Consider the following 20,441-nt stretch of genomic DNA (forward strand, 5'->3'; position numbering starts at 1 on the left):
GCTCAGTCCTCCGCCGGTAGTGGTTTTGCGCCTTGCCAGACTCGTTCGAAGCTTTCGAGGTAGGTGTTCACGATCTCGCCGCCGGGGATCTTGCGCAGGTGCCAGAACGGGGCGTTGGACGCCGAGACGCCGTAGACGTGGGTGTTGACGAACATCTGATCGTCGGCGGTGTAGATCGAGTTGTAGAGCACGGTGCTGTGCAGGCGGATCTCTACCGTCTCGAAGGACAGCAAGGGCCGGTAGTACACGATGACGTTGCGGATCTTCGCGGCCATGGACTCGCCGATGCCCTCGTCCTTGCCGCGCTGCGCCACCTGCGGCGAGTCGGGATCGCCGAGCAGGATGCGGACGCGGACGCCGGCGCGGGCCTTGTCGGCGAGGATGCGCTGAGCGCCGCTGTCCTCGGCGAGGAAGAGCCCGGAGTAGACCAGGATGCCGATCTCTCGCTGTGCTTCGGCGAACAGGCGTCCCCATGCGTCCCGTGGGACGCCCCACCGGTGCGGGTAGATCGTCACGATCTCGCTGCCCGATGCCGAGAAGACCTGTTCCGTGGTGAGCGCTTCGGGCCACAGGTAGGTCTCTTCGACGTCCAGGTGCTTCGCCACAGCTACGCGGGTGCGCCGGTAGGGCTGACGGTCCTTGGTGATCCACCGCTCGACCGTCTTGGGGTCCACGCCGATCCGGTCGGCGAGGGAGTTGACGGTGAGCCCCTTGTGGAACAGCGCGGCGCGCAGGCGTTCGTTCGGCATTCACCTGTCCGGGGACCTAGGGACGTCTGGGACGTCTAACCCTACGAGGACGTCCTGACCGGGTCCAGCGACGCGGTCAACTCGTCCCGCAGGTCAAGCGCATCCTCGATCTCGCAAGGCAGCACCGACAGCCCGGCCGTCCCCGCCGGACACGGGCCTTACGAGAGGGAGTGATCGCGTGTACTACCCCGGAAACCCGCTCGAAGGCTGGAAGTGGCGGTGCCCCTGCGGCGCCCGCGCCCGCAGCGCCTACGGCCGCTGCCGCACCTGCGGCCACCGCCCCGCCCGTCGCTTCACCGTCCGCCGCCTGATCACGAGGGGCCGGTGACCACGATGATCCTCGTCCTGGCCTCGATCGTCGCCGTGTTCCTCGGCGGCATCATCTGCGGCATCTTCGCGATGCTCGTCATCGGCATCCACGCCGAAGAGCGCCGCATCACCAAGGCCGGCACCGGTCCGACCCGGGCGGGCGCCGTCTCGCGTCGCGTGCTCAGCACGCAGACGTGCGACGACAAGCCCGAGCCGGTGAAGGCGGGGCGGTGAACGTGCGCAAGCTCCGCACCCTCGCCGAACTGGCCTGCGCCTGCGGGGCGCGCGTCGAGCACGGTGGCATCCGCTGCCGCAAGTGCCGGGCGCGCGCCCGCTGGCGCCGCCGCCACGGCGGCCCCCACCTCCCGATCCCGTGGAACTGAGGGAGCCGCCCGTGGCCGTCTCGGTTCCCCTGGTGGTGATCCTCGGCGCGCTGGTGTGGGTCGCATGGCGGTACATGGGCCTGCGCGCGTCGCACGTGTTCGTGTGCCTGCTGTTCGGCTTCCTGCTCGCCGCCACCAGCGCCGCCCCCGACATCCGTCGCGTGATCGCCGGCATCGTCGCCGCCTTCACCCAGCACTGATCCACGCCCCCGACCCGAAGGAGGGATGTCCAGTGCCCAACACCCGCCGCACGATCAAGGTCAGCATCCGGGAGGTGCGCAGCAAGAACTTCGCCGCTCGTGAGATCCTCGCGGCCCTGTCCGACGCCTTGCCCCACCTCGTCGACCTGTGGTTCCGGCTGAACGCCGCGCTCGACGACGTTCCGGCCATGCTCGCCGAGATCAAGCGCCTGCGCGCCGAGCTGTTCAAGGCCCGGCGGGCGCGCGCGAACCTCGCGGCCGCCGCCCGCGCGACCCTCAACGCCCACCACGACGGCGAGCCCGACCCGCTGTACTACCTGCGCGACGAGTTGCGCGCGCAGCGGCTCATGCCGCCCGGCACCTGGCCGCGCCCGTGACGCGCGGACAGCAGATGCGCAGGCACGCCCGCAAGATGCGGCGGCACGGGCTCCAGCCCATGATCGTGATCAATCACGATGAGGCGCTCCCCGATCTCGCCGTCGTTCTCGTCGGGCGTGCGTTGTGGCGCTACCGGTCCGAGATGGCGCCGCTCTACCTCATGGCCGTGCTCGCGGTCGCCGGGGCCGTTCTGCACGCCGTTCATCCGCAGTGGTGGCCGTACCTGCTCGCTGGCACGACGTTGTTCGCGTGGGTGCTCGCCGTCTTCGGCGCGCGGGTCGGTCTCAGCCGGCGGGGTGAGCGGCTGTACGCGGCTGTGGTGGCCATGGGTGCGGGTTCGTGGCTCGCCGTCGCTACGGCGCTCGCCGTCGGCTACGGGCCGCTTCCGCAGACGCTCGCGGTCGGGGCCGTCGTCCTGGCCGTGCCGTGGTGGGTGCATCGGCGGCGCCGCGCCAAGGTGCGCGTTGACCGGCAGATGGCCGCATGGCCGGAGATCGCCCAGTCGATCGGGCTCGCCGGGTCGCGCGTTCAGTCCGCCGTGGTGGACGTGTGGGGATGGCGCGCCCGCTTCGCTCTGGCGCGCGGGCAGACACTCCAAGACGTCGTCGCCAAGGTGCCCGCGATCGAGTCGGCGCTCGGCACCTTCCGGGGAGCCGTGCGCGTCTACCCGACGCGTGACGACAAGGCCAACCGCTTCGAGCTGCGCGTTCTGGACACCGACCCGCACGCCGACGCGATCCCGTGGCCCGGACCGTCCGTCCGCACCATCGGCGATCCGATCGAACTGGGACCGTTCGAGGACGCCACCGCGGCCCGCGTGCTGTTCCTGCGGCGCCATGGCCTCATCGGCGGTGTGGCCGGGTCGGGCAAGAGCGGCGGCATCAACGTCCTGATGGGCAACCTCACCGCCTGCGCGGACGTGGTGATCTGGGCGATCGACCTCAAGCGCGGCATGGAGCTTCAGCCGTGGGCGTCGTGCCTTGACCGGCTCGCCACCACGCCCGAGCAGGCGCGGACGCTCCTGCGCGACGCCGTGGCCGTTCTGGAGGCGCGTGCGGCGTTCCTCGCGGCGAAGGGGCGGCGGGTGTGGGAACCGGCGCCGGACATGCCCGCCCTGGTGATCGTCATTGACGAGTTCGCCGAGCTGGCGGACGACGCGCCTGAGTGCGCGACAGACACCGACTCGATCGCGCGGCGGGGGCGCGCCGTCGCCGTGACGCTGATCGCCGCCACGCAGCGTCCGACGCAGAAGGCCATGGGCAAGGGCGCGGTCCGGTCGCAGATGGACGTTCGGGTGAGCTTCCGCGTCCGTGAGCGCAAGGACGTGGATCTCATCCTCGGACAGGGGATGCTCAACGCCGGGTGGCACGCCCACACCCTCAACGCCCCCGGCAAGTTCCTGCTCAGCGCGCCCGAGCACGACACGCCCCGCCGCGCTCGCGCCTACCTGCTCACCGACGAGACCGTCACCGCCACGGCCCGCCAGCATGCCGAGAACCGGCCAACCCTCGATCCCGTCTCGATCCGGGCGATCGAGGAAGCACAGGCCGGACTCGGCGCGGTCAGCACGCCCCCGACGGCACCGGTACCGGACGGCCCGCCGCCGGACGCTCCCGAGGACGTCCTGTGGCGGATGCTGACGGCCGCGCCGGACGACGGGACGCCCGTCCCGCACCTCGTCAAGGCCACCGGCATGAGCCGCCCGTGGATCTACCAACGACTCCGCGAGCACGCCGACGCCGGCCGCGTCGCCCAGATCACGCGCGGACGGTGGCGCGCCACCGACGAACACGCACAGTGACTCGTCTACGTCTTCGTCTACGCGCACGCCTGCACGTATGGCCGACAGGCGGGCCGTAGACGAAGACGTAGACAATCACCCACCGTCACGAACGGAGATGGTCACCACGCCGCACGCGAGTCCCGAGCGTCCTCGGGAGACAGGAGGTGAGCAGCATCCAGACCTACACCGTTGAACAGGTCGGCGAGACGCTCCAGATCGGTCGGGACACGGTCTATCAGCTCATCCGCACGGGTCGGCTGCGCAGCATCAAGATCGGCAAGCTGCGCCGCATCACCGATCAGCAACTCGCCGACTTCGTCGCCTCGCTCGAAGCGGAGAACCCCGCCGAAGACTAGGGACGTCTAGGGACGTCTTGTGTTAGCGTCTTTAACGGAACCGCCTGTGAGCAGGGAAAACAGGTGGCTCCTCGGCAACCTCGTCCCTCGCGAGGAGTGATCGCGGATGAAGATCCTGATCGGCAGGTACGAAGGGTCGATCTACGTCGAGGGAGACGGCTACACCGGCGCCATCTCCCTCGGCTTCGGCCCGGACGGCAAGCGCAAGCGGATCAAGCGGAAGGGGCGCACCAAGGAACAGGTCACCGAGAAGCTGATCGAGGCCGCCAAGGACCTCGATCGGAACGTCAAGACGGAGCGGAACTACAGCGTCGCGAACGCGGTCAACGACTTCCTTCGCTCTCTGGACAAGAGCGGCAAGGCGCCCGCCACGCTGGGGGCTTACCGGTCGCTCGCCGATCACCAGCTCATCCCGTTCATCGGGCGGACCCGTCTCGCGAAGCTCACCGCCGACGATGTCGAGACCTGGTTGAACGGACGGTCCGAGCACCTGACCACGTCGTCTCTCGGCATCGTCCACGGCCTTCTCAAGAGGGCGATCAAGCGCGCGGAGCGGCATGACAAGGTCGGCCGGAACGTGGCGACCCTGGTGGACACGCCGGAGGGCAAGGCCGGACGGGTGTCGCGTGCCCTGAACCTGGAACAGGCGGGCCTCCTGCTCGCCGAAGCGGCCAAGCCCGAGCATCGGCTCGGCGCGTACGTGATCCTCGGGATCGTCTCCGGGCTTCGCACGGAGGAACTGCGGATGCTCAAGTGGAGCGCGCTCGACCTCGACAAGGCCACGGTCTACGTACTGCGCTCCGACCGGCACCGCGGCGAGACCAAGACGAAGAAGAGCCGGCGCGGGCTCGGCATCGCGGACGCGGGCGTGGATGCGCTGCGCGCCTTGCGCGCGAGGCAGGCGGCCGAGAAGCTCGCCGCCGGGGACGCCTACACGGATCACGATCTCGTCTTCTGCAAGGAGGACGGGAGCCCGTTCAACGCCGAGATGGTGCGTCGCCGATTCCGGCACGTGCTCAACGCGGCCGGACTCGACGGCGACAAGTGGACGCCGCGCGAACTGCGGCACACCTTCGTGTCCCTGCTCAGCGACCACGGCGTTCCGATCGAGAAGATCAGCGATCTCGTCGGGCACAAGAACACGAAGATCACCGAGACCGTCTACCGGCACCAGCTCCGTCCGGAGATCCGCGACGGCGCGCAGCACATGAACGACATCTTCAAGGCCAAGGGAGCCAGGTCCGCGTAGGCGGGTGGCTCCCGATCTGGCTCCCCTGGCGGGGGCCGGACGCGGCGGCGGGCTCTCACCTGGCACGGACCGGGAGCCGCCCCTAAGGGTTCCTTAACGGGGGCATAAGAGGGGTGACCTGGGGAGATCGTGGTGTCAGGTTCGGGGTGTGGCACTGCGATACGGCAAGAACAGCGATGTCCTTCCCTTCGGTGTCGGGGAGGAGCGGGCCGGCGTCGCGCGGGCCTACCGGGCGCTGCCGGCGGCGCACCGGGAGATCCTCGCGGAGACGTTCCTGCGGGAGCGGACGGTCGACGAGGCGGCGCGGCGGCTGGGGGTGCCGGTGGACGTGGTGAAGAGCCGCGTCTACCAGGCCATGCGGGCGCTCCGGGTGGCGCTCGACACCTAGGCGTTCGCCATTGCGCGGATAAAAGGGTTGCCCGGGTGGAACGCGTCGGGCAGAGTGGGCGTCATAACGACGGCACCGGAGGAGGGAACGGCGAGATGCGAAGTCATCGAATGCAGAGCCGACGCCCCTTCGGTCCCCAGCGCCATCGACGAGCGTGAGCCTGGCCTCCCTCGTCGGAGCCGCCCGCGGACCAGCAGGTCCGCGGGCGGTTCTGTTTCTCGCGGAGGGTTGGCCGAGTGGTAAGGCAGCGGTCCGCTAAGCCGTGGTCGAGGGTTTCCTCGCGTGAGTTCGATCCTCACACTCTCCGTTTCCGGCGGATAGGGGCACTGGCGTGCCCGGCGGTCTCATAAACCGTTTCAGGCGGGTTCGATTCCCGCATCCGCCACGCAATTCATCAGGTCCCCGTGGCGTAGTGGAGAACGCGTCGGATTACGAATCCGAAGATCGCAGGTTCGAGTCCTGCCGGGGACGCGGCGGTCGTGGTGTAGTGGTCTGCACGCCGGGTCGTGGCCCCGGAGGTCCCGGTTCGATTCCGGGCGGTCGCCCTCCGCGGACGTGCGGCGGCGTCGCCGCAGATCGGGTCCGCGGACGCCGTGCGCGCCGGCCGGTCCGGCGAGACCGGTGGTTTCGACCGCTCCGGCGAAGGTAGGTACCCCGACGAGCCCGCGGGCCGGCCCGACCGGCCGCGGGGATGAGACCTCCGGCAGGGGGCATCGGTGGCCGGGTGCAGGTGTGCATCCGGCCACCGGTGTGTGCGGCGGGCGGGGCGGCGTAGGGTGCGGTCATGATCGAGGCAGTGCCCGGGGCCGTGCTGGGCGGCCGCTACCGGCTGGAGGAGCCGGTCGGCGACGGCGGCATGGCGACGGTGTGGCGGGCGCGCGACCTGGTGCTGGAGCGCGCCGTCGCGGTCAAGGTGCCGAAGGAGCACGCCGCCGCGCTGCGCCGCGAGGCGACCGCGGCGGCCGGGCTGAGCCATCCCGGCATCACCGCCGTGCACGACTACGGCGAGGACGACCTGCCCTATGTCGTCATGGAGCTGCTCGACGGCCGGACGCTCGCGGCGCGCCTCGCCGAGGGGACGCCGGACGCCGCGGAGGCCGCCCGGATCGGCGCCGGCGTGGCGGCGGCGCTCGCCGCCGCGCACCGGGCCGGGGTGGTGCACCGCGACATCAAGCCCGCCAACGTGGTCCTCACGCCCGACGGCGTGAAGGTCCTGGACTTCGGCATCGCGTTCACCCCGCGCGACACCGGCGACGGCCCGCTGTTCGGGACGCCCGGCTACCTGGCGCCCGAGCTGGCGAGCGGCGCCGAGCCCGCCCCGTCCGCCGACGTCTACTCGCTCGGCGTCGTGCTGCGCGAGATGGGGCTCGGCGGCCTGGACGTGGTCCGCCGCTCCCTCGACCCGATCCCCGAGGCGCGGCCGGCCGCCGCCGAGGTCGCCGCCGACCTCGGCGAGGCCCCCGCGCCGGTGCCGGCCGGCTCCGCGAGCGTCCCGAACCCGCCGACGAAGGTGCTGGACGCGCCGCCGTCCCCGGCGCGCCGCCCGCTGGCGCTCATCGGCGGGATCGTCGCCGCGCTCGTCCTGGTCGGGCTGGTGCTCGCGCTCGCCACCGGCGGCGGGGACGGCGCCACGCCGCGGGCGGCGGCGCCCCCCGCGACCACGCCCGCCGCCCCCGCGACGCGGGCGACGCCCGGCGGCTGCGCCGTCCGGTACGCGGTCGTCGGGCGCTGGCCCGGCGGGTTCCAGGCGCAGGTGCGCGTCACCAACGCCGGGGACGCGCCGGTGGACGGCTGGCGGCTCACCTGGACGTTCGCCGGCGGCCAGGAGATCACCCAGCTGTGGAACGGGTCGCCCGACCAGCGGGGCGACCGCGTCACCGTCACCGCCGCCGACTACAACCGCGCCCTCGCGGCGGGCGCGACCGCCGAGTTCGGCTTCCTCGGCAAGGCGGACGCGGGCGGCGTCCCCGCAGAGTTCGCGCTGAACGGGACGGCCTGCCAGATCCAGCGATAGCCAGGGAGAACGCCATGACCCTGCCCCCCGACCCCGGCGCCCTCACGCCCGGCCAGGCCCGCGCGCTGTTCCGCGGCGGCCTCCGCACCCCCACCGCCGGCTGGTGCGCCGGCTGGGCGCAGGCCAACCTCATCGCCGTCCCGAAGGACCAGGCGTACGACGTGCTGCTGTTCGCGCAGCGCAACCCCAAGCCGTGCCCGGTGCTGGACGTCACCGAGCCCGGCGAGCCCACCGCGCGGATCTTCCGCGGCGACCTGCGCACCGACCTGCCCGGCTACGTCGTCTACGAGAACGGCGTTCCCGTCGCCGAGACCGCCGACGCCGCCGAGCACTGGCGGCCCGACCTCGTGGCGTTCCTCATCGGGTGCAGCTTCACCTTCGAGGGCGCGCTCCGCGAGGCCGGCGTGCCCGTCCGGCACGTCGACCAGGGCGTCAACGTGCCGATGTACCGCACCGACCGGACGTGCCGCCGGGCCGGGGGCCTCGGCGGCCCGCTGGTCGTGTCGATGCGGCCGGTCCCCGCCGACCGCGTCGCCGACGCCGTCCGCATCACCGCCCGCTACCCGGCGGTGCACGGCGCGCCCGTGCACGTCGGCGACCCCGGCGCGCTCGGCATCGCCGACCTGGACCGGCCCGACTTCGGCGACCCGGTGGAGGTGCGGGTGGACGAGATCCCGGTGTTCTGGGCGTGCGGCGTCACCCCGCAGGCCGCCGTCATGCACTCGCGGCCGGAGTTCGCCATCGGCCACGCCCCCGGCCACATGGCGATCACCGACGCGCGCGACAGCGCCTACCTCGTCCCGTGACCGCACCGGTGCCGCGGCCGTGAGACCCTGGACGCCGGTTGTTCCGGCTGGCGGGGGAGAGGCGCGATGGCGCAGGGCACGGTCAAGTTCTTCAGCGACGACAAGGGCTTCGGGTTCATCACGCCCGACGACGGCGGCGCGGACGTGTTCGTCCACCACTCGGCCATCACGATGACCGGGTACCGGACGCTGCGCGAGGACCAGCGCGTCGAGTACACCGTCGAGCAGGGCCAGAAGGGGCCGCAGGCCGCGGACGTGCGGCCTCTCTAGGCGGCCCCTCCGGGCGGCGCCGCTACTCCTGGACCAGGCAGCGGCCGGTGACCTCGTTCGGCGTCAGCCGGATGTGGGCCTCCTTGTCGCCGCCCGGCCAGGGCTGCACCGACGGCGTCGTGGCCTCCTCCTCGGGGGACATCCGGTGCGCGCCGCCGCGCAGCAGGACGCTCCACCCCTCCTTCTTGGCGGTGGTGATGTCGTCCACCTCGAAGGCGATCCGCACCTCCGCGCCGCGCAGGTGCGAGTTCAGGCTGAAGTCCAGGCGGCCGTTCAGCGTGGTGCGCAGCACGATCGTCTCGCCGTCGACCGCGTAGTTGACGGGGACGACGGTCGGCCCCTGCCCGTCGTCGAACGCGACGCGCCCGATCCCGCCCGGCGAGATCCGCCGGAAGCACTCGGCGCGGTCCAGTTCCGTCATGACGGGCGGCATCGGTCCTCCTTGATCGTCCAGCTCGTTCCCCGGGCACCTTCCCACAAGGGCGGGCCTTCATCCCCGGCCGAACGTCCCGAAAAACGCCGGTCCGGCGCTCCGCGGATCAGGCGGAGTCGCGGCGGACCAGGTGCGGCCGCAGGATGACCACCGGGTCGTCGACCCGCTCGCCGCGGATCCGGGCGATCAGCAGCCGCGTCATCCGCTCCCCGATCTCCTCGGGGGACTGGTGCACGGTGGTGAGCGGCGGGTCGGCGAGCTCGGCGCCCGCCGAGTCGTCGAACCCGACGACCGCGACGTCCTCGGGCACCCGGCGGCCCCGGCGGCGCAGCGCCCGCAGCGCGCCGAGCGCCATCGGGTCGGACGCCGCGAAGATCGCGTCGAGGTCGGGGTGGCGGTCCAGCAGCTCGTCGGCGGCGGCGATGCCGCTCGCCTCGCTGAAGTCGCCGTAGGCCACGAACTCCGGCAGGCCCGCCTCGGCGAGCGTCACCCGGTAGCCGTTCAGGCGGTCCAGGCCGGCGCCCATGTCCTGCGGCCCCGCGACGGCGGCGATGCGGCGCCGGCCCTGCGCGAGCAGGTGACCGACGGCCTCCTCGGCGCCGGTCCGGTTGTCCACGTCCACGTAGCTGACCGGGGTGAGGCCGGGCGGCCGGCCGTTCAGCACCGTCGGCACGCCGCCCGCCTCCAGCCGGGCGGGCAGCGGGTCGTCGGCGTGCAGCGAGGTGAACAGCACGCCGTCGACGTGCTGCAGCGTCAGGTACTGCTCCAGCCGGGCGTACTCCTCGGGGGAGCGGGCGAGGGCCAGCAGCAGCTGGAAGGCGGTACCGCCGAGCCCGGTGGAGATGCCGCGGATGATGCCGGCGAAGTAGGGCTCGCCGAACAGCCGCTGCTCGGACTCGGCGATCACCAGCGCGACGGTGTCGGTGCGCCGGGTCACCAGCGAGCGGGCCGCCCGGTTCGGCACGTAGCCGAGCTCGGCGATGGCCGCGTGCACGGCCTCCCGGGCCTGCTCGCTGACCCGCGGCGATCCGTTGATCACCCGGGACACGGTGCCCCGGCCGACCCCCGCCCGCGCCGCGACCTCTTCCAGCGTCGGGCGGGTGCTGCTCCCCGTCATGCGCTCCCCTTCTTCGTCGGCGGGCGCGCTCAGAGCGCGCCGCGCTCGATCACCTCGGCGTACCAGCGCGCGCTGTCCTTGAGGGTGCGGCGCTGCGTGGCGTAGTCCACATGGATCATGCCGAACCGCTTGCCGTAACCCCAGGCCCACTCGAAATTATCCAGCAGCGACCAGACGAAGTAGCCGCGCAGCGGCACACCCGCCGCGATCGCCCGGTGGCAGGCGGTGAGGTGCCGCCGCACATAGTCGATGCGGCCCTCGTCGTGCACCGTTCCACCGGCGTCCGGGACCTCGTCGTAGCCGGCGCCGTTCTCGGTGATGTGCAGCGGCAGCGCCGGGTACTCGCGGTGCAGCCGGGTCAGCACCTCCAGCAGCCCCTCCTCGTCGATCTCCCAGCCCATGCCGGTGGCGGGCCGGCCGCCGTCGACGAACCGGACGTGGCCGCTGCCGACCCACGGCGAGTGCGACGAGAACGGCGACGACACCGCCTGCGTGGCCTCGCCGGGCCGCCCGGACACGGTGTGCCGGGTGTAGTAGTTGACGCCGAGGTGGTCGAGCGGCTGCGCGATCGTCTTCAGGTCGGCGTCGGCGGGCGCGAAGCCGAGGTCGGCGACGTCGGCGAGGACGTCGTCGGGGTAGCGGCCGAGCAGCAGCGGGTCGAGGAAGAACCGGTTCTGCAGGCCGTCGATGCGGCGGGCCGCGTCCAGGTCGTCGGGGTGGCCGGAGGCGGCCGACACCGCGTACAGGTTGACCGCGGCGCCGAACCGGTTGGCGGGCTGGCGGGCCCGCATCGCCTCGACCGCGAGGCCGTGGCCGAGCATCAGGTGGTGCGCCGCCCGCAGGGACGCGGCGCCGTCGCGGCGGCCCGGCGCGTGCTCGCCGGAGGCGTAGCCGAGGAACGCCGCGCACCACGGCTCGTTGATCGTCGTCCAGTTGCGGACGCGGTCGCCGAGCGCCTCGTGCACCACGGCGGCGTAGTCGGCGAAGCGGTGCGCGGTGTCGCGGTCCGGCCAGCCGCCCGCCGCCTCCAGCGGGCTCGGCAGGTCCCAGTGGTACAGCGTCGGCCAGGGCGCGATGCCGGCCTCCAGCAGCCGGTCCACCAGGCGCCGGTAGAAGTCGAGCCCGGCCTGGTTGACCTCGCCGGCGCCCGCCGGCAGCACCCGCGTCCAGGAGATGGAGAAGCGGTAGGCGGTGAGGCCGACCTCCCGCATCAGGCCGACGTCGCCCTCGAAGCGGTGGTAGTGGTCGACCGCGACGTCGCCGGTGTCGCCGTTCAGCACCTTGCCGGGGGTGTGGCTGAAGTCGTCCCAGATGGAGGGGCCGCGGCCGTCCTCGTCCCAGGCGCCCTCGATCTGGTACGCGGCGGTCGCCGCGCCCCACCCGAAGCCGGGCGGGAACTCCAGGGAGGTCATGCCTTCACCGCGCCTTCCATGATGCCGCCGATGATCTGGCGGCCGAAGATCACGAACACCACCAGCAGCGGCAGCACGGCCACCGTGGTCCCCGCGAACATGAGCGTGTAGTCGTTGAAGTGGCCGGTGGCCAGGTTGTTGATGGACAGCTGCACCGTCGGGTTCTCGGGGTTCAGCACCGCGAGCGGCCACATGAACTCGTTCCAGGTCTGCATGAACGTGAACAGGCCGAGGACGCCCATCGCCGGGCGGAGCGCCGGCAGCACGACCCGCCAGAAGACGCCGAAGGTGGTGCAGCCGTCGACCCGGGCGGCCTCGATCAGCTCGTCGGGGACGGCCTGCGAGGCGTACTGGCGCATCATGAACACGCCGAACCCGGTGACCAGGAACGGCACGATGACCGCCTGCAGGTGGTTCTGCCAGCCCAGCTTCACCATGATCATGTAGAGCGGGATGATGCCCATCTGCACCGGGATCATCATGGTGGCGATGACGGTGAGCAGCAGCGCGTTGCGGCCGCGGAAGCGCAGCTTGGCGAACGCGAACCCGGCCAGCGAGGCGAAGAAGACCGTCGAGACCGTCACCGAGCCGGCGACGATGAAGGAGTTCAGCAGGCCCTTGGCGAAGTAGGCGTCCTCGTTGTCGAACAGGCGCTGCACGTTCTCGCCGAGGTGCCCGCCGGGCAGGATCGGCGGCGGCACGCTCGACACCACGTCGTTGGTGCGGGTCGCCACGACCAGCATCCAGTAGATCGGGAAGATCGACAGGATGACCGCGACGATCAGCGTCAGGTAGGTGAGCGGGGTCGCGTCCCGCAGGCCGCGGCGGGCGCCGCGGGACCGGCCGCCGGCGCGGCCGCGCATCACGAGCGTCACTTGGTGCCTCCCGTACGGCGCACGAACGCGAAGTTGACGAGGGAGAACACGATGATGAGCAGGAACAGCGCCCACGCGACCGCGGCGCCGTAGCCGTAGCGGTCGTCGGTGAAGGCGTTGTCGTACATGTACATCGTGATCGTCTGGAACTGGTGCAGGGCGCCGCCGTCCATCCGGTTGGCCGAGCCCGACCCGAACAGCACCGGCTCGGTGAACAGCTGCAGGCCGCCGATCGTGGACACGATGATGGTGAAGATGATGGTGGGGCGCAGCAGCGGCACGGTGATCTGCCAGAACTGCCGCAGCCGGGACGCGCCGTCGATCGCGGCCGCCTCGTACAGGTCGCGCGGGATGGCCTGCATCGCGGCCAGGTAGATGAGGGCGTTGTAGCCCGTCCAGCGCCAGTCGACCATGGTGGAGATCGCCACCCAGGACCAGCCGCGGCTCTCCTGCCAGGCGATGTGGTCGAAGCCGAGGCCGCCGATCGCCCAGTTGACGAAGCCGAAGTCCTTGTCGAACAGCTGGGTGAACACGATCGCGACGGCCGCCGTCGAGGTGATCAGCGGGGCGACCATGCCGATGCGCATCAGCGTCGCGCCGCGCATCTTGCGGTCCAGCGCGCCGGCGACCATGAGGGCGAGGAGCAGCTGCGGGACCGTCGAGACGGCGAAGATGCCGATCGTGTTGACGACCGCGTGCCAGAACTCGCCGTCGCCGAGCAGGTAGCTGTAGTTGTCCCAGCCGGTGAACGTGCGCTCGCCCGACGACAGGCCCCAGGTGTGCAGCGACACCCACAGCGTGTAGACCAGCGGGAACCCGCCGAAGATCAGGAAGACGAGGTAGAACGGCGAGATGAACAGGTAGGGGGCGGCCTTCAGGTCCAGCCGGGCGAGCCGGCGGCGGGCGCCGCGGCCCTTGGGGGACGGGGGCTTCGCGGTCGGCGGAGCCCCGTCGCGTGCGGGATGCAGGTCCAGAGCCATGCGTCCTCCTCTCCAGGGGGAGCGGCGGCGCCCGGTGGGGACGGGCGCCGCCGCTGCTCGGGCGGATGGCTAGCGGGCGGCCTTCTTGGCCGCGTCGACGGCCTTGGCCCACGCCTGGTCGGCGGGGATCTTGCCCTGGCCGACGGCGATCAGGACGTTCTCCACGGCCTGGCGGACGTCCTCGTTCTTCGGGCCGAGGTAGACCGGCTTCACCTGGGCCGCCATGTCACCGAAGATCTTTCCGGTGGGGGCGTTGTTGAAGTAGGCGCTGGTCGCGCCGGTCACGGCCGGGTCCTTCTCGGCGACCGTGGAGGACGGGAAGGTGTCCTTGTCCTTGAACGCGCCGACCTGGCCCTGCGGGCTGGTCAGGAACTTGGCGAGCTCGGCGGCCTCCTTCGGGTGCTTGGTCTGCTTCGGCACCGCGAGCCACGAGCCGCCCCAGTAGCCGCTGCCGCCGGGCACCGACGCGACGTCCCACTTGCCCTTGCCGTAGTCGCCGGAGAACTCCGAGATGCCGCCGAGCATCCAGGAGGGGCACGGGACGGTGGCGAAGGTGTCGCGCTTCAGCGCCGTCTGCCACGGCGGCGTGAAGATCTGCATGTCGCCGGTCAGCTTGGCCTGCTCGAACTTGAGCGAGGTGTCGAACGCGGTCTTGATCGCCGGGTTGGTGTCGAAGACCAGGTTGTTGTTCTTGTCGAAGTAGCTGTAGCCGGCGCCCTTGCCCGACTCCTGCAGCACGGTGGTGCGCAGGATGGCCGACGGGCCGTCCAGCCACTTGGTCTTGGACTCCTTGGCCTGGAACTTCTGGCCGGTCTGGAAGAACGCGTCCCACGTCGGCCAGAGCTTGGACACCTCGTCGCGGTCGGTCGGCAGGCCGGCCTTGGCGAACAGGTCCTTGCGGTAGCACATGCCGAGCGGCCCGATGTCGGTGCCGAGGCCGACGAGCTGCTTGCCGTCGGCGGTCACGCCCATCTGCCACTTCCACGGCAGGAAGTTGGACTCCAGCGCCTTGCCGCCGTAGTCGAAGAGGTTGAGGAACTTCGACTTCTGCTGCATGTAGGTGGCGAGGATGCCCTCCTCCAGGGCGACGACGTCGCCGGCGCCGCTGCCGGTGGCGATCCACTGCTGGATGCGGGGCTTGTAGTCGTCCAGCGTGGAGACCTTGCGCTGCTTGATGGTGACGCCGGGGTGGGACGCCTCGTACTGCTTGTACAGCTGGTCGTAGCCGAACTCGCCGAAGACGTCGACGGTCAGGGTGACCGGGCCGCCGGCGGCGTCGTCCTTCTTGTCGCCGTCGCCGCCGCATGCGGCGGCGCCCGCCAGCAGCGTGGCCAGGGTCGCCAGGACGGCGATCCTCGGCCTGATCCGTCCGAGATCCCGCATGGGATGTCCTTCCGTGGGTGGGGTGTGGGAGCGCTCCCACGAAGGAAAGACCGTGACCGCCGTCACTGTCAATGCGCCGAAACGTAAACGTTACAAAGCGGCCATACGGGAAAACCTGTAGACGCTACCCGGAACGGGGTACCACGCTGGCCCGATGGACCACAGCCTCGTCCGCGACCACACCGTCCTCGCGGTGGTCGCCGGCTCGCGGGCGTACGGCCTGGCCACGGCCCTCAGCGACACCGACCGGCGCGGCGTCTACGCCGCCCCCGCGGCGCTGTTCTGGCGGCTGGACAAGCCGCCCGCGCACATCGAGGGCCCGCTCGACGAGCAGTTCTCGTGGGAGATCGAACGCTTCTGCGAGCTGGCGCTGAAGGGCAACCCGACGATCCTGGAGTGCCTGTGGTCGCCGCTCGTCGAGCGCGTCGCCCCGACCGGCGAGGAGCTCCTCGCGATCCGCGGGGCGTTCCTGTCGCGGCTCGTCCACCGCACTTTCGGCGGCTACGCCGACGCCCAGTTCCGCAAGATCGAGCAGGACCTGCGCAACCAGGGCGAGATCCGCTGGAAGCACGCGATGCACATGCTCCGCCTGCTCGCCTCCGGCCGCCACCTCCTGGAGACCGGCGAACCCCTCGTCCACGTCGGCGACCTGAGCGAACGCCTCCTCGCCGTCCGCCGCGGCGACGTCCCATGGGACGAGGTCGCCGCCTGGCGCGCCGACCTGACCGCCGACCTCGACAAGGCCCTCGCCACCACCCCCCTCCCCGAAACCCCGGACCGTGACCGCGTCCAAGACCTCCTGATTTCGGTCCGCCGCCGCAGCCTCGACGCCTGACCGCCGGGATCGTTACTGTGAAGAGTCGGCCCCGTCCTCGGATCCGAAGACTGGGAAGAAGTAGTTCAAGGAGGTCGTCGCCACCTTCGACGGCGCCGACTACACCGGCTTCTACCGGATCAACATCAAGATCGGCGGCAAGCATGGCGCCAAGACCGCCGTCGTCTACGCCGCCGAGCACCACCTCTTCTGGGACGCCGGTCACCATGCCTGGGTCCGTGCAGACCAGCTCAAATGCGGCATCAAGCTGCGCACCCCCTCGGGTAGCACTCAGAAGGTCGCTTCGACGGCCCTGCTCTCTTCGCACCCGCGCGTCCACGACCTCACCATCGCCGACACCCACACCTTCTATGCGCTGGCAGGCTTCACGCCCGTCCTCGTCCACAACTGCGGAGGATTCATCGGGTCCCGGGATCACGTTGCTCTCGGAAGGAGGGGCTCGGAACTGAACGATTTTGCGACAAGCGTTAAGGCGAGGCACCTTCTCGGTGCGAGAAGCGATTCCTGGAGAGGTGAGGTTGAGGCGGCGATTTCCAGGGTCTCGGTAGGTGAAGGGGATATCTCCTTCATGCTTGACGGTCTTCCAGAGGCACACGGTGGATCGGCAAAGGCGCTGCTGTCGCGAAAGTCACAAAGCCCGAAAATCTGCTCGACGCGCAGTGGGAGTTGCTGAAAATCGATGAGTCGGGGGTAATGGATCAGGTCAATTTATTCCGATTCAATCGACGACTCGGCGACTGGGCAGGTGCGCGATGAGTATTCCAGTGGTCCGCGGCACTCTTCCGCTGGTCCTTGCGGGAGAGTTCAAGCCTTGGGCGATTGCTGTAACGCATAGCAAGCTGCTCATTCGCGGATTCATAGGTGACCCGGAAGTAGCGGAAGCCCTGGAAGTGATCGACATCTTGTTTCAAGATGTGTCCCACTTTTCCCTCTCCTCTTCATATTCCAGTCTGAATCTGCGACTGGCTGGACTTGAGGCCATGGGGCATGAGGAACAAAGGATCGGTGCGGCATGGAATCAAGAGCGAATGTTTCTCCTGGGGTCGACGGTTGGTGCTGGCTACGTAGTTGCTGGTTTCTTGTTCTGGGCCCACATCTCGGGTGGTGGTGGCGCGCCCAGCCCGCTTCTTGCTGAGGAAATAGGGCCGACGGAAATTCGAGGAAACATCTATCGTTGCTGACCGGATTCCCGCCTATCGGAGTCTAGAGAGCTCAATAGCGGGAGTTGCTGGTTGTGGCGCTTCAGATACTTATCGCGGGTCGTCTGGTGGGTTACTGCTGGTGGATGCGGTATGCCGAGAGTGGTGGGTTGACCGCGGTGGATCGGGCGCGGCGTGAGGTGTTGCGGCTGGAGGCTGTCTCCTTGTTCGAGGCGGGCTGGTTGGATGCGGAGATCGGCCGGTCGTTTCGGGTGAGTCGGATGTCGGTGAACCGGTGGCGGCGGGCGTGGAAGCAGGGCGGAACGGCGGCGCTGGCGTCCAGGGGCGCGGGCGGGATGCGGTGCAGGCTGACCGACGACCAGCTCGCGTGCTTGCAGGTCGAGCCGGCCAAGGGCTCTGCCGCCCACGGCTGGTCGGAGGATCAGCGGTGGACGCTCGCCCGGATCGCGACGGTGATCGCCGAGCTGTTCACGGTGTCCTACACCGTGGCCGGAGTGGACGTGCTGATGCACCGGCTGGGCTGGTCGGTGCAGGTCCCCACCCGCCGGGCGACCGAGCGCGATGAGGCGGAGATCGCCCGGTGGGAAGCGCAGGTGTGGCCGTCCGTGGGCAGACGGTCGGCGACCTGGGCGCCTGGCTGATCTTCGAGGACGAAGCCGGCCAGGGGCTCAGGCCGCCCAAAGGACGAACCGGGGGCAGACGCGGCCGCACACCGGTGGTGAACGTGACCGACAAGGGAACCCATCGGGTCTCACTGGCCGCGCTCTTGGCGGTCAAGCAGGGGGAACGTCCCCACCTGTTCTACCGGGCGCTGACTTACCGCGGACGCGCAGGCGAGCCGAAGGGGTTCACCGAACGCGACTGCATCCGGCTGCTGGACGCCGCCCACGCCCAGCTCGGCGGCCCGATCGTCCTGGTCTGGGACAACCTCGGCAGCCACCGCTCGACCAAGATGCGCCGCCACATCGACGCCCGCAACTGGCTCACGGTCTTCTACCTGCCGCCCTACACCCCCGAACTCAACCCCCTCGAGGGCGTCTGGGCCCACCTGAAGACCTCACTGGCCAACCTCGCAAAGCACACCATCGACCAGCTCACCGACCTGATCCGCACCCGGCTCAAACACATCCAGCACCGGCCCGCCCTGATCACCGGGATCCTCAACCGCACCCACCTGCAAATACCCGGTAACCCCCACTATCGAAGCTCTCTAGGAGCGTGTTTCACAGGTGATCGTGCGATCACGGCGTGGTGTGGGTAGGCGGTAGGCATGCGGAAACGCGCCTACCCCTCGGATCTGTCGGATGAGCAGTAGGCGTTGATCGAGCCGTTGCTGCCGCTTGAGCACTGGGACGGGCGCGAGGAGAAGCATCCGCATCGCGATATCGTGGATGCGATCTTGTACCTGGACCAGGCCAGGTGCGCCTGACGGTACCTGCCGGTGGACTATCTGCCCTGGTAGACGGTGTACTGGCACTTCCAGCGCTGGGAGGCCCAAGACGTCACCCAGCGGATCGCCGATGCGCTGCGGCGACGGCTGCGCACCCCCTCGGGCAGCACCCAGAAGGTCGCTTCGACGGCCCTGCTCTCTTCGCACCCGCGCGTCCACGACCTCGCCATCGCCGACACCCACACCTTCTACGTCCTCGCTGGCAAGACCCCAGTCCTCGTCCACAACTGCAGTCCCCTCAAGAAAATTGCTCAGGCATATCGCAAGAACGCCAATAATGGCATTGGTGTTTCCAGGCGGAAGAATATTGCCGTTGCGGGTCATGATATCAATGGGCAAGTCGGTCAAAACATCGGGGTGAGTGGCGAGTATGCTCAGCCCGGTTCGCTAGGAATGGTGGCCACTCGGCAGTTCGATCACGGGACGCGCCCATTCGACTCGGAAACGAAAATATTTGAACACTATGCGTCGTATCTCCCGAAGAACTCTGAAGGTACAATCGATCTATACTCAGAGCTTCCCGTGTGTCCGAGTTGTACCGACTTGATTGAACAATTCAAGCAAATGTACCCTGGAATCGAGGTTGATATCACGTGGGGATAGAAGGCTTCTCGGTCCGGGCCGTGGCGGATCGTCTTAAGGCCAGATATGGTGACGCCGAGGTCGTTGGCATCGGTGAGCATGAGGTGCTGGAGGTCATGCGAGATCAGGATCTCGATAGAATTCCTGGCTCTTACCATGATTTTCTTCTGCTCATGGGGCGCGGCGCCGGAGGGCTCTTGAGGGGAACCGATGCCTTTTATCCTCAAATCATCGGACTCAAAGAGGATTCTCTGGAAATTGCACGAGGTGGCAGCGGGGTGTCCATTCCGGCGAATGCCCTGGTTTTTGCGATGCACCAAGGCTACCAGGTCTACTGGATGGTCGACTTGGTGAAGGAAAATCCTAGGGTGTACATGTATCAGGAAGGTGATACGAGCATCACCCGTGAATGGCCATCTTTTGTCGATTTGCTAATGGATGAACTTCGGCTTCTTTGGCAATAAGGTTTTGACTAGGGGTGAATCTAGATCGACGTACTTCTGGTAGCTGTCACATCTTGGATTTGGCCGCTTATCAATAGGCCGTGGATGGTAGATTTGAAATGTGACCGGGTGGGTACGGTGGTGATTTCGGGGGAAGCGTGTGCGGTGCCGTTGCTCTCCGGAGTGATTGCTTCGTTGAAGCTGATCTGGCTCTGGCAATGGTGGCCCCTTCGGTCAAAAGAGGTACCGGTCGCATCGACTTGTTGAGAGTGATTTAATTCCAAGAATTTGACGAGTCTATCGAAATCGATTCCGACGGAATTGCTTATTGAAGGTATTTATGCTGGAATGGTTTTGCTATGGTCGCTACATTTCGGATGATGTCTTGGTCGGTTGGGCGCCGAGGACGATGGTGATGGCGGAGGTGACGATGACGAGGTCGAAGAGCATCTGGACGATCGCCAGGGCGCGGGCGGCCTGGCCGGTGGCGGTGATGTCGCCGTAGCCGACGGTGGCGAGGGTGGTGACGGCGAAGTAGAGGGCGTCCAGGCGGGTGCGCAGGCCGCTGAACTGGTCGGACATCTGGTAGTAGCCGGTGGCGAAGAAGGCCGAGACGAGGGTGACGAGGGTGAGCAGCAGCGCGAGCCGCTCGGCGGGCAGGCGGCCGGGGCGCAGGGCGCGTCGTACTTGGAGCGCTGTCAGCCAGGAGACGGCGGCCAGGCCGAGGAGGAGGGTCGCGGCGCGGATCAGGTACAGGCCGTCCTCGCGGTGCAGGGGCGCGACGAAGTAGAGGCCGGTGATCAGCACGATCGCGATCGCGCTGCGCAGCCAGGCGACGCGCCGCCGCTGGCTCTCCTTTACGGTCACATGAATTCCACTACCCAGG

Annotated in this window: 24 protein-coding genes, 4 tRNA genes and 2 pseudogenes; 22 read left to right on the plus strand and 8 right to left on the minus strand. The window is 69.1% G+C overall.

Translation table 11 applies throughout. From position 1 onward, the window contains the following. Positions 1–2: 2 nt before the first annotated feature. On the minus strand, positions 3–749 hold the full coding sequence (locus K1Y72_RS07765) for an XRE family transcriptional regulator (protein WP_220164687.1): 747 nt from the start codon (positions 747–749) through the stop codon (positions 3–5). A 324-nt stretch (positions 750–1,073) separates the two neighbouring features. Here K1Y72_RS07765 and K1Y72_RS07770 point away from each other — a divergent pair, with 324 nt between their 5' ends. The 15 genes from K1Y72_RS07770 (at position 1,074) to K1Y72_RS07840 (ending at position 8,885) form a co-directional block, all read left to right on the plus strand. Next, on the plus strand, positions 1,074–1,292 hold the full coding sequence (locus tag K1Y72_RS07770) for a hypothetical protein (protein ID WP_220164689.1): 219 nt from the start codon (positions 1,074–1,076) through the stop codon (positions 1,290–1,292). After that, entirely contained in the window at positions 1,289–1,441 is a 153-nt protein-coding gene (locus K1Y72_RS07775; protein WP_220164691.1) for a hypothetical protein, read from the plus strand. Before K1Y72_RS07770 ends, K1Y72_RS07775 begins: the two co-directional genes overlap by 4 nt. Before the next feature lie 11 nt (positions 1,442–1,452). Then, the gene (locus K1Y72_RS07780; protein ID WP_220164693.1) at positions 1,453–1,641 is read left to right on the plus strand and encodes a hypothetical protein; all 189 of its coding nucleotides are present in this window, start codon (positions 1,453–1,455) and stop codon (positions 1,639–1,641) included. 32 nt (positions 1,642–1,673) lie between these two features. Next, positions 1,674–2,018 carry a hypothetical protein gene (locus K1Y72_RS07785; RefSeq protein ID WP_220164695.1) on the plus strand — a complete coding sequence of 115 codons (345 nt, stop codon included), beginning with the start codon at positions 1,674–1,676 and terminating at the stop codon, positions 2,016–2,018. Between the two features lie 14 nt (positions 2,019–2,032). Next, the gene (locus K1Y72_RS07790) at positions 2,033–3,820 is read left to right on the plus strand and encodes an FtsK/SpoIIIE domain-containing protein (RefSeq protein WP_258572096.1); all 1,788 of its coding nucleotides are present in this window, start codon (positions 2,033–2,035) and stop codon (positions 3,818–3,820) included. A 146-nt stretch (positions 3,821–3,966) separates the two neighbouring features. After that, positions 3,967–4,158, plus strand: a complete 192-nt coding sequence (locus K1Y72_RS07795) for a helix-turn-helix domain-containing protein (RefSeq protein ID WP_220164698.1) — start codon at positions 3,967–3,969, stop codon at positions 4,156–4,158. Positions 4,159–4,264: 106 nt separating this feature from the next. Beyond that, on the plus strand, positions 4,265–5,407 hold the full coding sequence (locus K1Y72_RS07800; protein WP_220164700.1) for a site-specific integrase: 1,143 nt from the start codon (positions 4,265–4,267) through the stop codon (positions 5,405–5,407). Between the two features lie 148 nt (positions 5,408–5,555). After that, positions 5,556–5,795: a sigma factor-like helix-turn-helix DNA-binding protein gene (locus tag K1Y72_RS07805; protein ID WP_308286945.1), complete on the plus strand. Its 240-nt coding sequence runs from the start codon at positions 5,556–5,558 to the stop codon at positions 5,793–5,795. A 222-nt stretch (positions 5,796–6,017) separates the two neighbouring features. After that, positions 6,018–6,102: transfer RNA gene (locus K1Y72_RS07810), tRNA-Ser, on the plus strand. 5 nt (positions 6,103–6,107) lie between these two features. Next, positions 6,108–6,180 (plus strand) — tRNA-Met (locus tag K1Y72_RS07815). A 13-nt stretch (positions 6,181–6,193) separates the two neighbouring features. Continuing rightward, a tRNA-Arg gene (locus K1Y72_RS07820) sits at positions 6,194–6,266 on the plus strand. A 2-nt stretch (positions 6,267–6,268) separates the two neighbouring features. Continuing rightward, positions 6,269–6,340 (plus strand) — tRNA-His (locus tag K1Y72_RS07825). A gap of 239 nt (positions 6,341–6,579) precedes the next feature. Continuing rightward, positions 6,580–7,809 carry a protein kinase domain-containing protein gene (locus K1Y72_RS07830; RefSeq protein WP_220164703.1) on the plus strand — a complete coding sequence of 410 codons (1,230 nt, stop codon included), beginning with the start codon at positions 6,580–6,582 and terminating at the stop codon, positions 7,807–7,809. 14 nt (positions 7,810–7,823) lie between these two features. Next, positions 7,824–8,615: a putative hydro-lyase gene (locus K1Y72_RS07835; RefSeq protein ID WP_220164704.1), complete on the plus strand. Its 792-nt coding sequence runs from the start codon at positions 7,824–7,826 to the stop codon at positions 8,613–8,615. Between the two features lie 66 nt (positions 8,616–8,681). Continuing rightward, a complete protein-coding gene (locus tag K1Y72_RS07840) occupies positions 8,682–8,885 on the plus strand; it encodes a cold-shock protein (RefSeq protein WP_220164705.1) in 204 nt (67 codons plus the stop codon). Between the two features lie 22 nt (positions 8,886–8,907). Here K1Y72_RS07840 and K1Y72_RS07845 read toward each other — a convergent pair whose 3' ends face one another. The 6 genes from K1Y72_RS07845 to K1Y72_RS07870 all read right to left on the minus strand — a co-directional run bounded on the left by K1Y72_RS07845 (position 8,908) and on the right by K1Y72_RS07870 (position 15,085). After that, entirely contained in the window at positions 8,908–9,318 is a 411-nt protein-coding gene (locus tag K1Y72_RS07845; protein WP_220164706.1) for a pyridoxamine 5'-phosphate oxidase family protein, read from the minus strand. 106 nt (positions 9,319–9,424) lie between these two features. Next, positions 9,425–10,435, minus strand: coding sequence for a LacI family DNA-binding transcriptional regulator (locus K1Y72_RS07850; protein WP_220164707.1), 1,011 nt, complete (start codon positions 10,433–10,435; stop codon positions 9,425–9,427). 29 nt (positions 10,436–10,464) lie between these two features. After that, positions 10,465–11,847: a GH1 family beta-glucosidase gene (locus K1Y72_RS07855; protein ID WP_220164708.1), complete on the minus strand. Its 1,383-nt coding sequence runs from the start codon at positions 11,845–11,847 to the stop codon at positions 10,465–10,467. Continuing rightward, positions 11,844–12,710, minus strand: a complete 867-nt coding sequence (locus K1Y72_RS07860; protein ID WP_220165131.1) for a carbohydrate ABC transporter permease — start codon at positions 12,708–12,710, stop codon at positions 11,844–11,846. Before K1Y72_RS07860 ends, K1Y72_RS07855 begins: the two co-directional genes overlap by 4 nt. 8 nt (positions 12,711–12,718) lie before the next feature. Beyond that, complete coding sequence (locus K1Y72_RS07865; RefSeq protein WP_220164709.1) at positions 12,719–13,702, minus strand: carbohydrate ABC transporter permease; 984 nt, start codon at positions 13,700–13,702, stop codon at positions 12,719–12,721. Between the two features lie 69 nt (positions 13,703–13,771). After that, positions 13,772–15,085, minus strand: a complete 1,314-nt coding sequence (locus tag K1Y72_RS07870; protein ID WP_220164710.1) for an ABC transporter substrate-binding protein — start codon at positions 15,083–15,085, stop codon at positions 13,772–13,774. Positions 15,086–15,239: 154 nt separating this feature from the next. Between K1Y72_RS07870 and K1Y72_RS07875 the strand changes: the two genes are divergently transcribed. The 7 genes and pseudogenes from K1Y72_RS07875 (at position 15,240) to K1Y72_RS07905 (ending at position 19,576) form a co-directional block, all read left to right on the plus strand. Further along, on the plus strand, positions 15,240–15,920 hold the full coding sequence (locus K1Y72_RS07875; RefSeq protein ID WP_220164711.1) for a nucleotidyltransferase domain-containing protein: 681 nt from the start codon (positions 15,240–15,242) through the stop codon (positions 15,918–15,920). 103 nt (positions 15,921–16,023) lie between these two features. Further along, positions 16,024–16,593, plus strand: a pseudogene (locus K1Y72_RS37565) (polymorphic toxin-type HINT domain-containing protein); the annotation flags it as partial. A gap of 79 nt (positions 16,594–16,672) precedes the next feature. After that, positions 16,673–17,101 (plus strand): hypothetical protein, encoded by a 429-nt coding sequence (locus K1Y72_RS07885; protein WP_220164713.1) that lies wholly within the window; start codon positions 16,673–16,675, stop codon positions 17,099–17,101. Between the two features lie 137 nt (positions 17,102–17,238). Further along, on the plus strand, positions 17,239–17,721 hold the full coding sequence (locus K1Y72_RS07890; protein ID WP_308286968.1) for a winged helix-turn-helix domain-containing protein: 483 nt from the start codon (positions 17,239–17,241) through the stop codon (positions 17,719–17,721). Continuing rightward, a pseudogene (locus tag K1Y72_RS07895) lies at positions 17,676–18,150 on the plus strand (transposase); the annotation flags it as partial. The gene K1Y72_RS07890 and the pseudogene K1Y72_RS07895, both read left to right, overlap by 46 nt. Positions 18,151–18,545: 395 nt before the next feature. Continuing rightward, complete coding sequence (locus tag K1Y72_RS37030; protein WP_220164715.1) at positions 18,546–19,133, plus strand: deaminase domain-containing protein; 588 nt, start codon at positions 18,546–18,548, stop codon at positions 19,131–19,133. Beyond that, the gene (locus K1Y72_RS07905; protein WP_220164717.1) at positions 19,124–19,576 is read left to right on the plus strand and encodes an SMI1/KNR4 family protein; all 453 of its coding nucleotides are present in this window, start codon (positions 19,124–19,126) and stop codon (positions 19,574–19,576) included. The genes K1Y72_RS37030 and K1Y72_RS07905 overlap by 10 nt, the downstream gene beginning before the upstream one ends. Before the next feature lie 345 nt (positions 19,577–19,921). Here the strand turns inward: K1Y72_RS07905 and K1Y72_RS37035 are convergent, their stop codons facing one another. Next, positions 19,922–20,422 carry a potassium channel family protein gene (locus K1Y72_RS37035; protein WP_220164719.1) on the minus strand — a complete coding sequence of 167 codons (501 nt, stop codon included), beginning with the start codon at positions 20,420–20,422 and terminating at the stop codon, positions 19,922–19,924. Between the last annotated feature and the right edge of the window lie 19 nt (positions 20,423–20,441).

The sequence above is a fragment of the Actinomadura parmotrematis genome, assembly GCF_019458805.1.
Classification (GTDB): Bacteria; Actinomycetota; Actinomycetes; order Streptosporangiales; family Streptosporangiaceae; genus Spirillospora; species Spirillospora parmotrematis.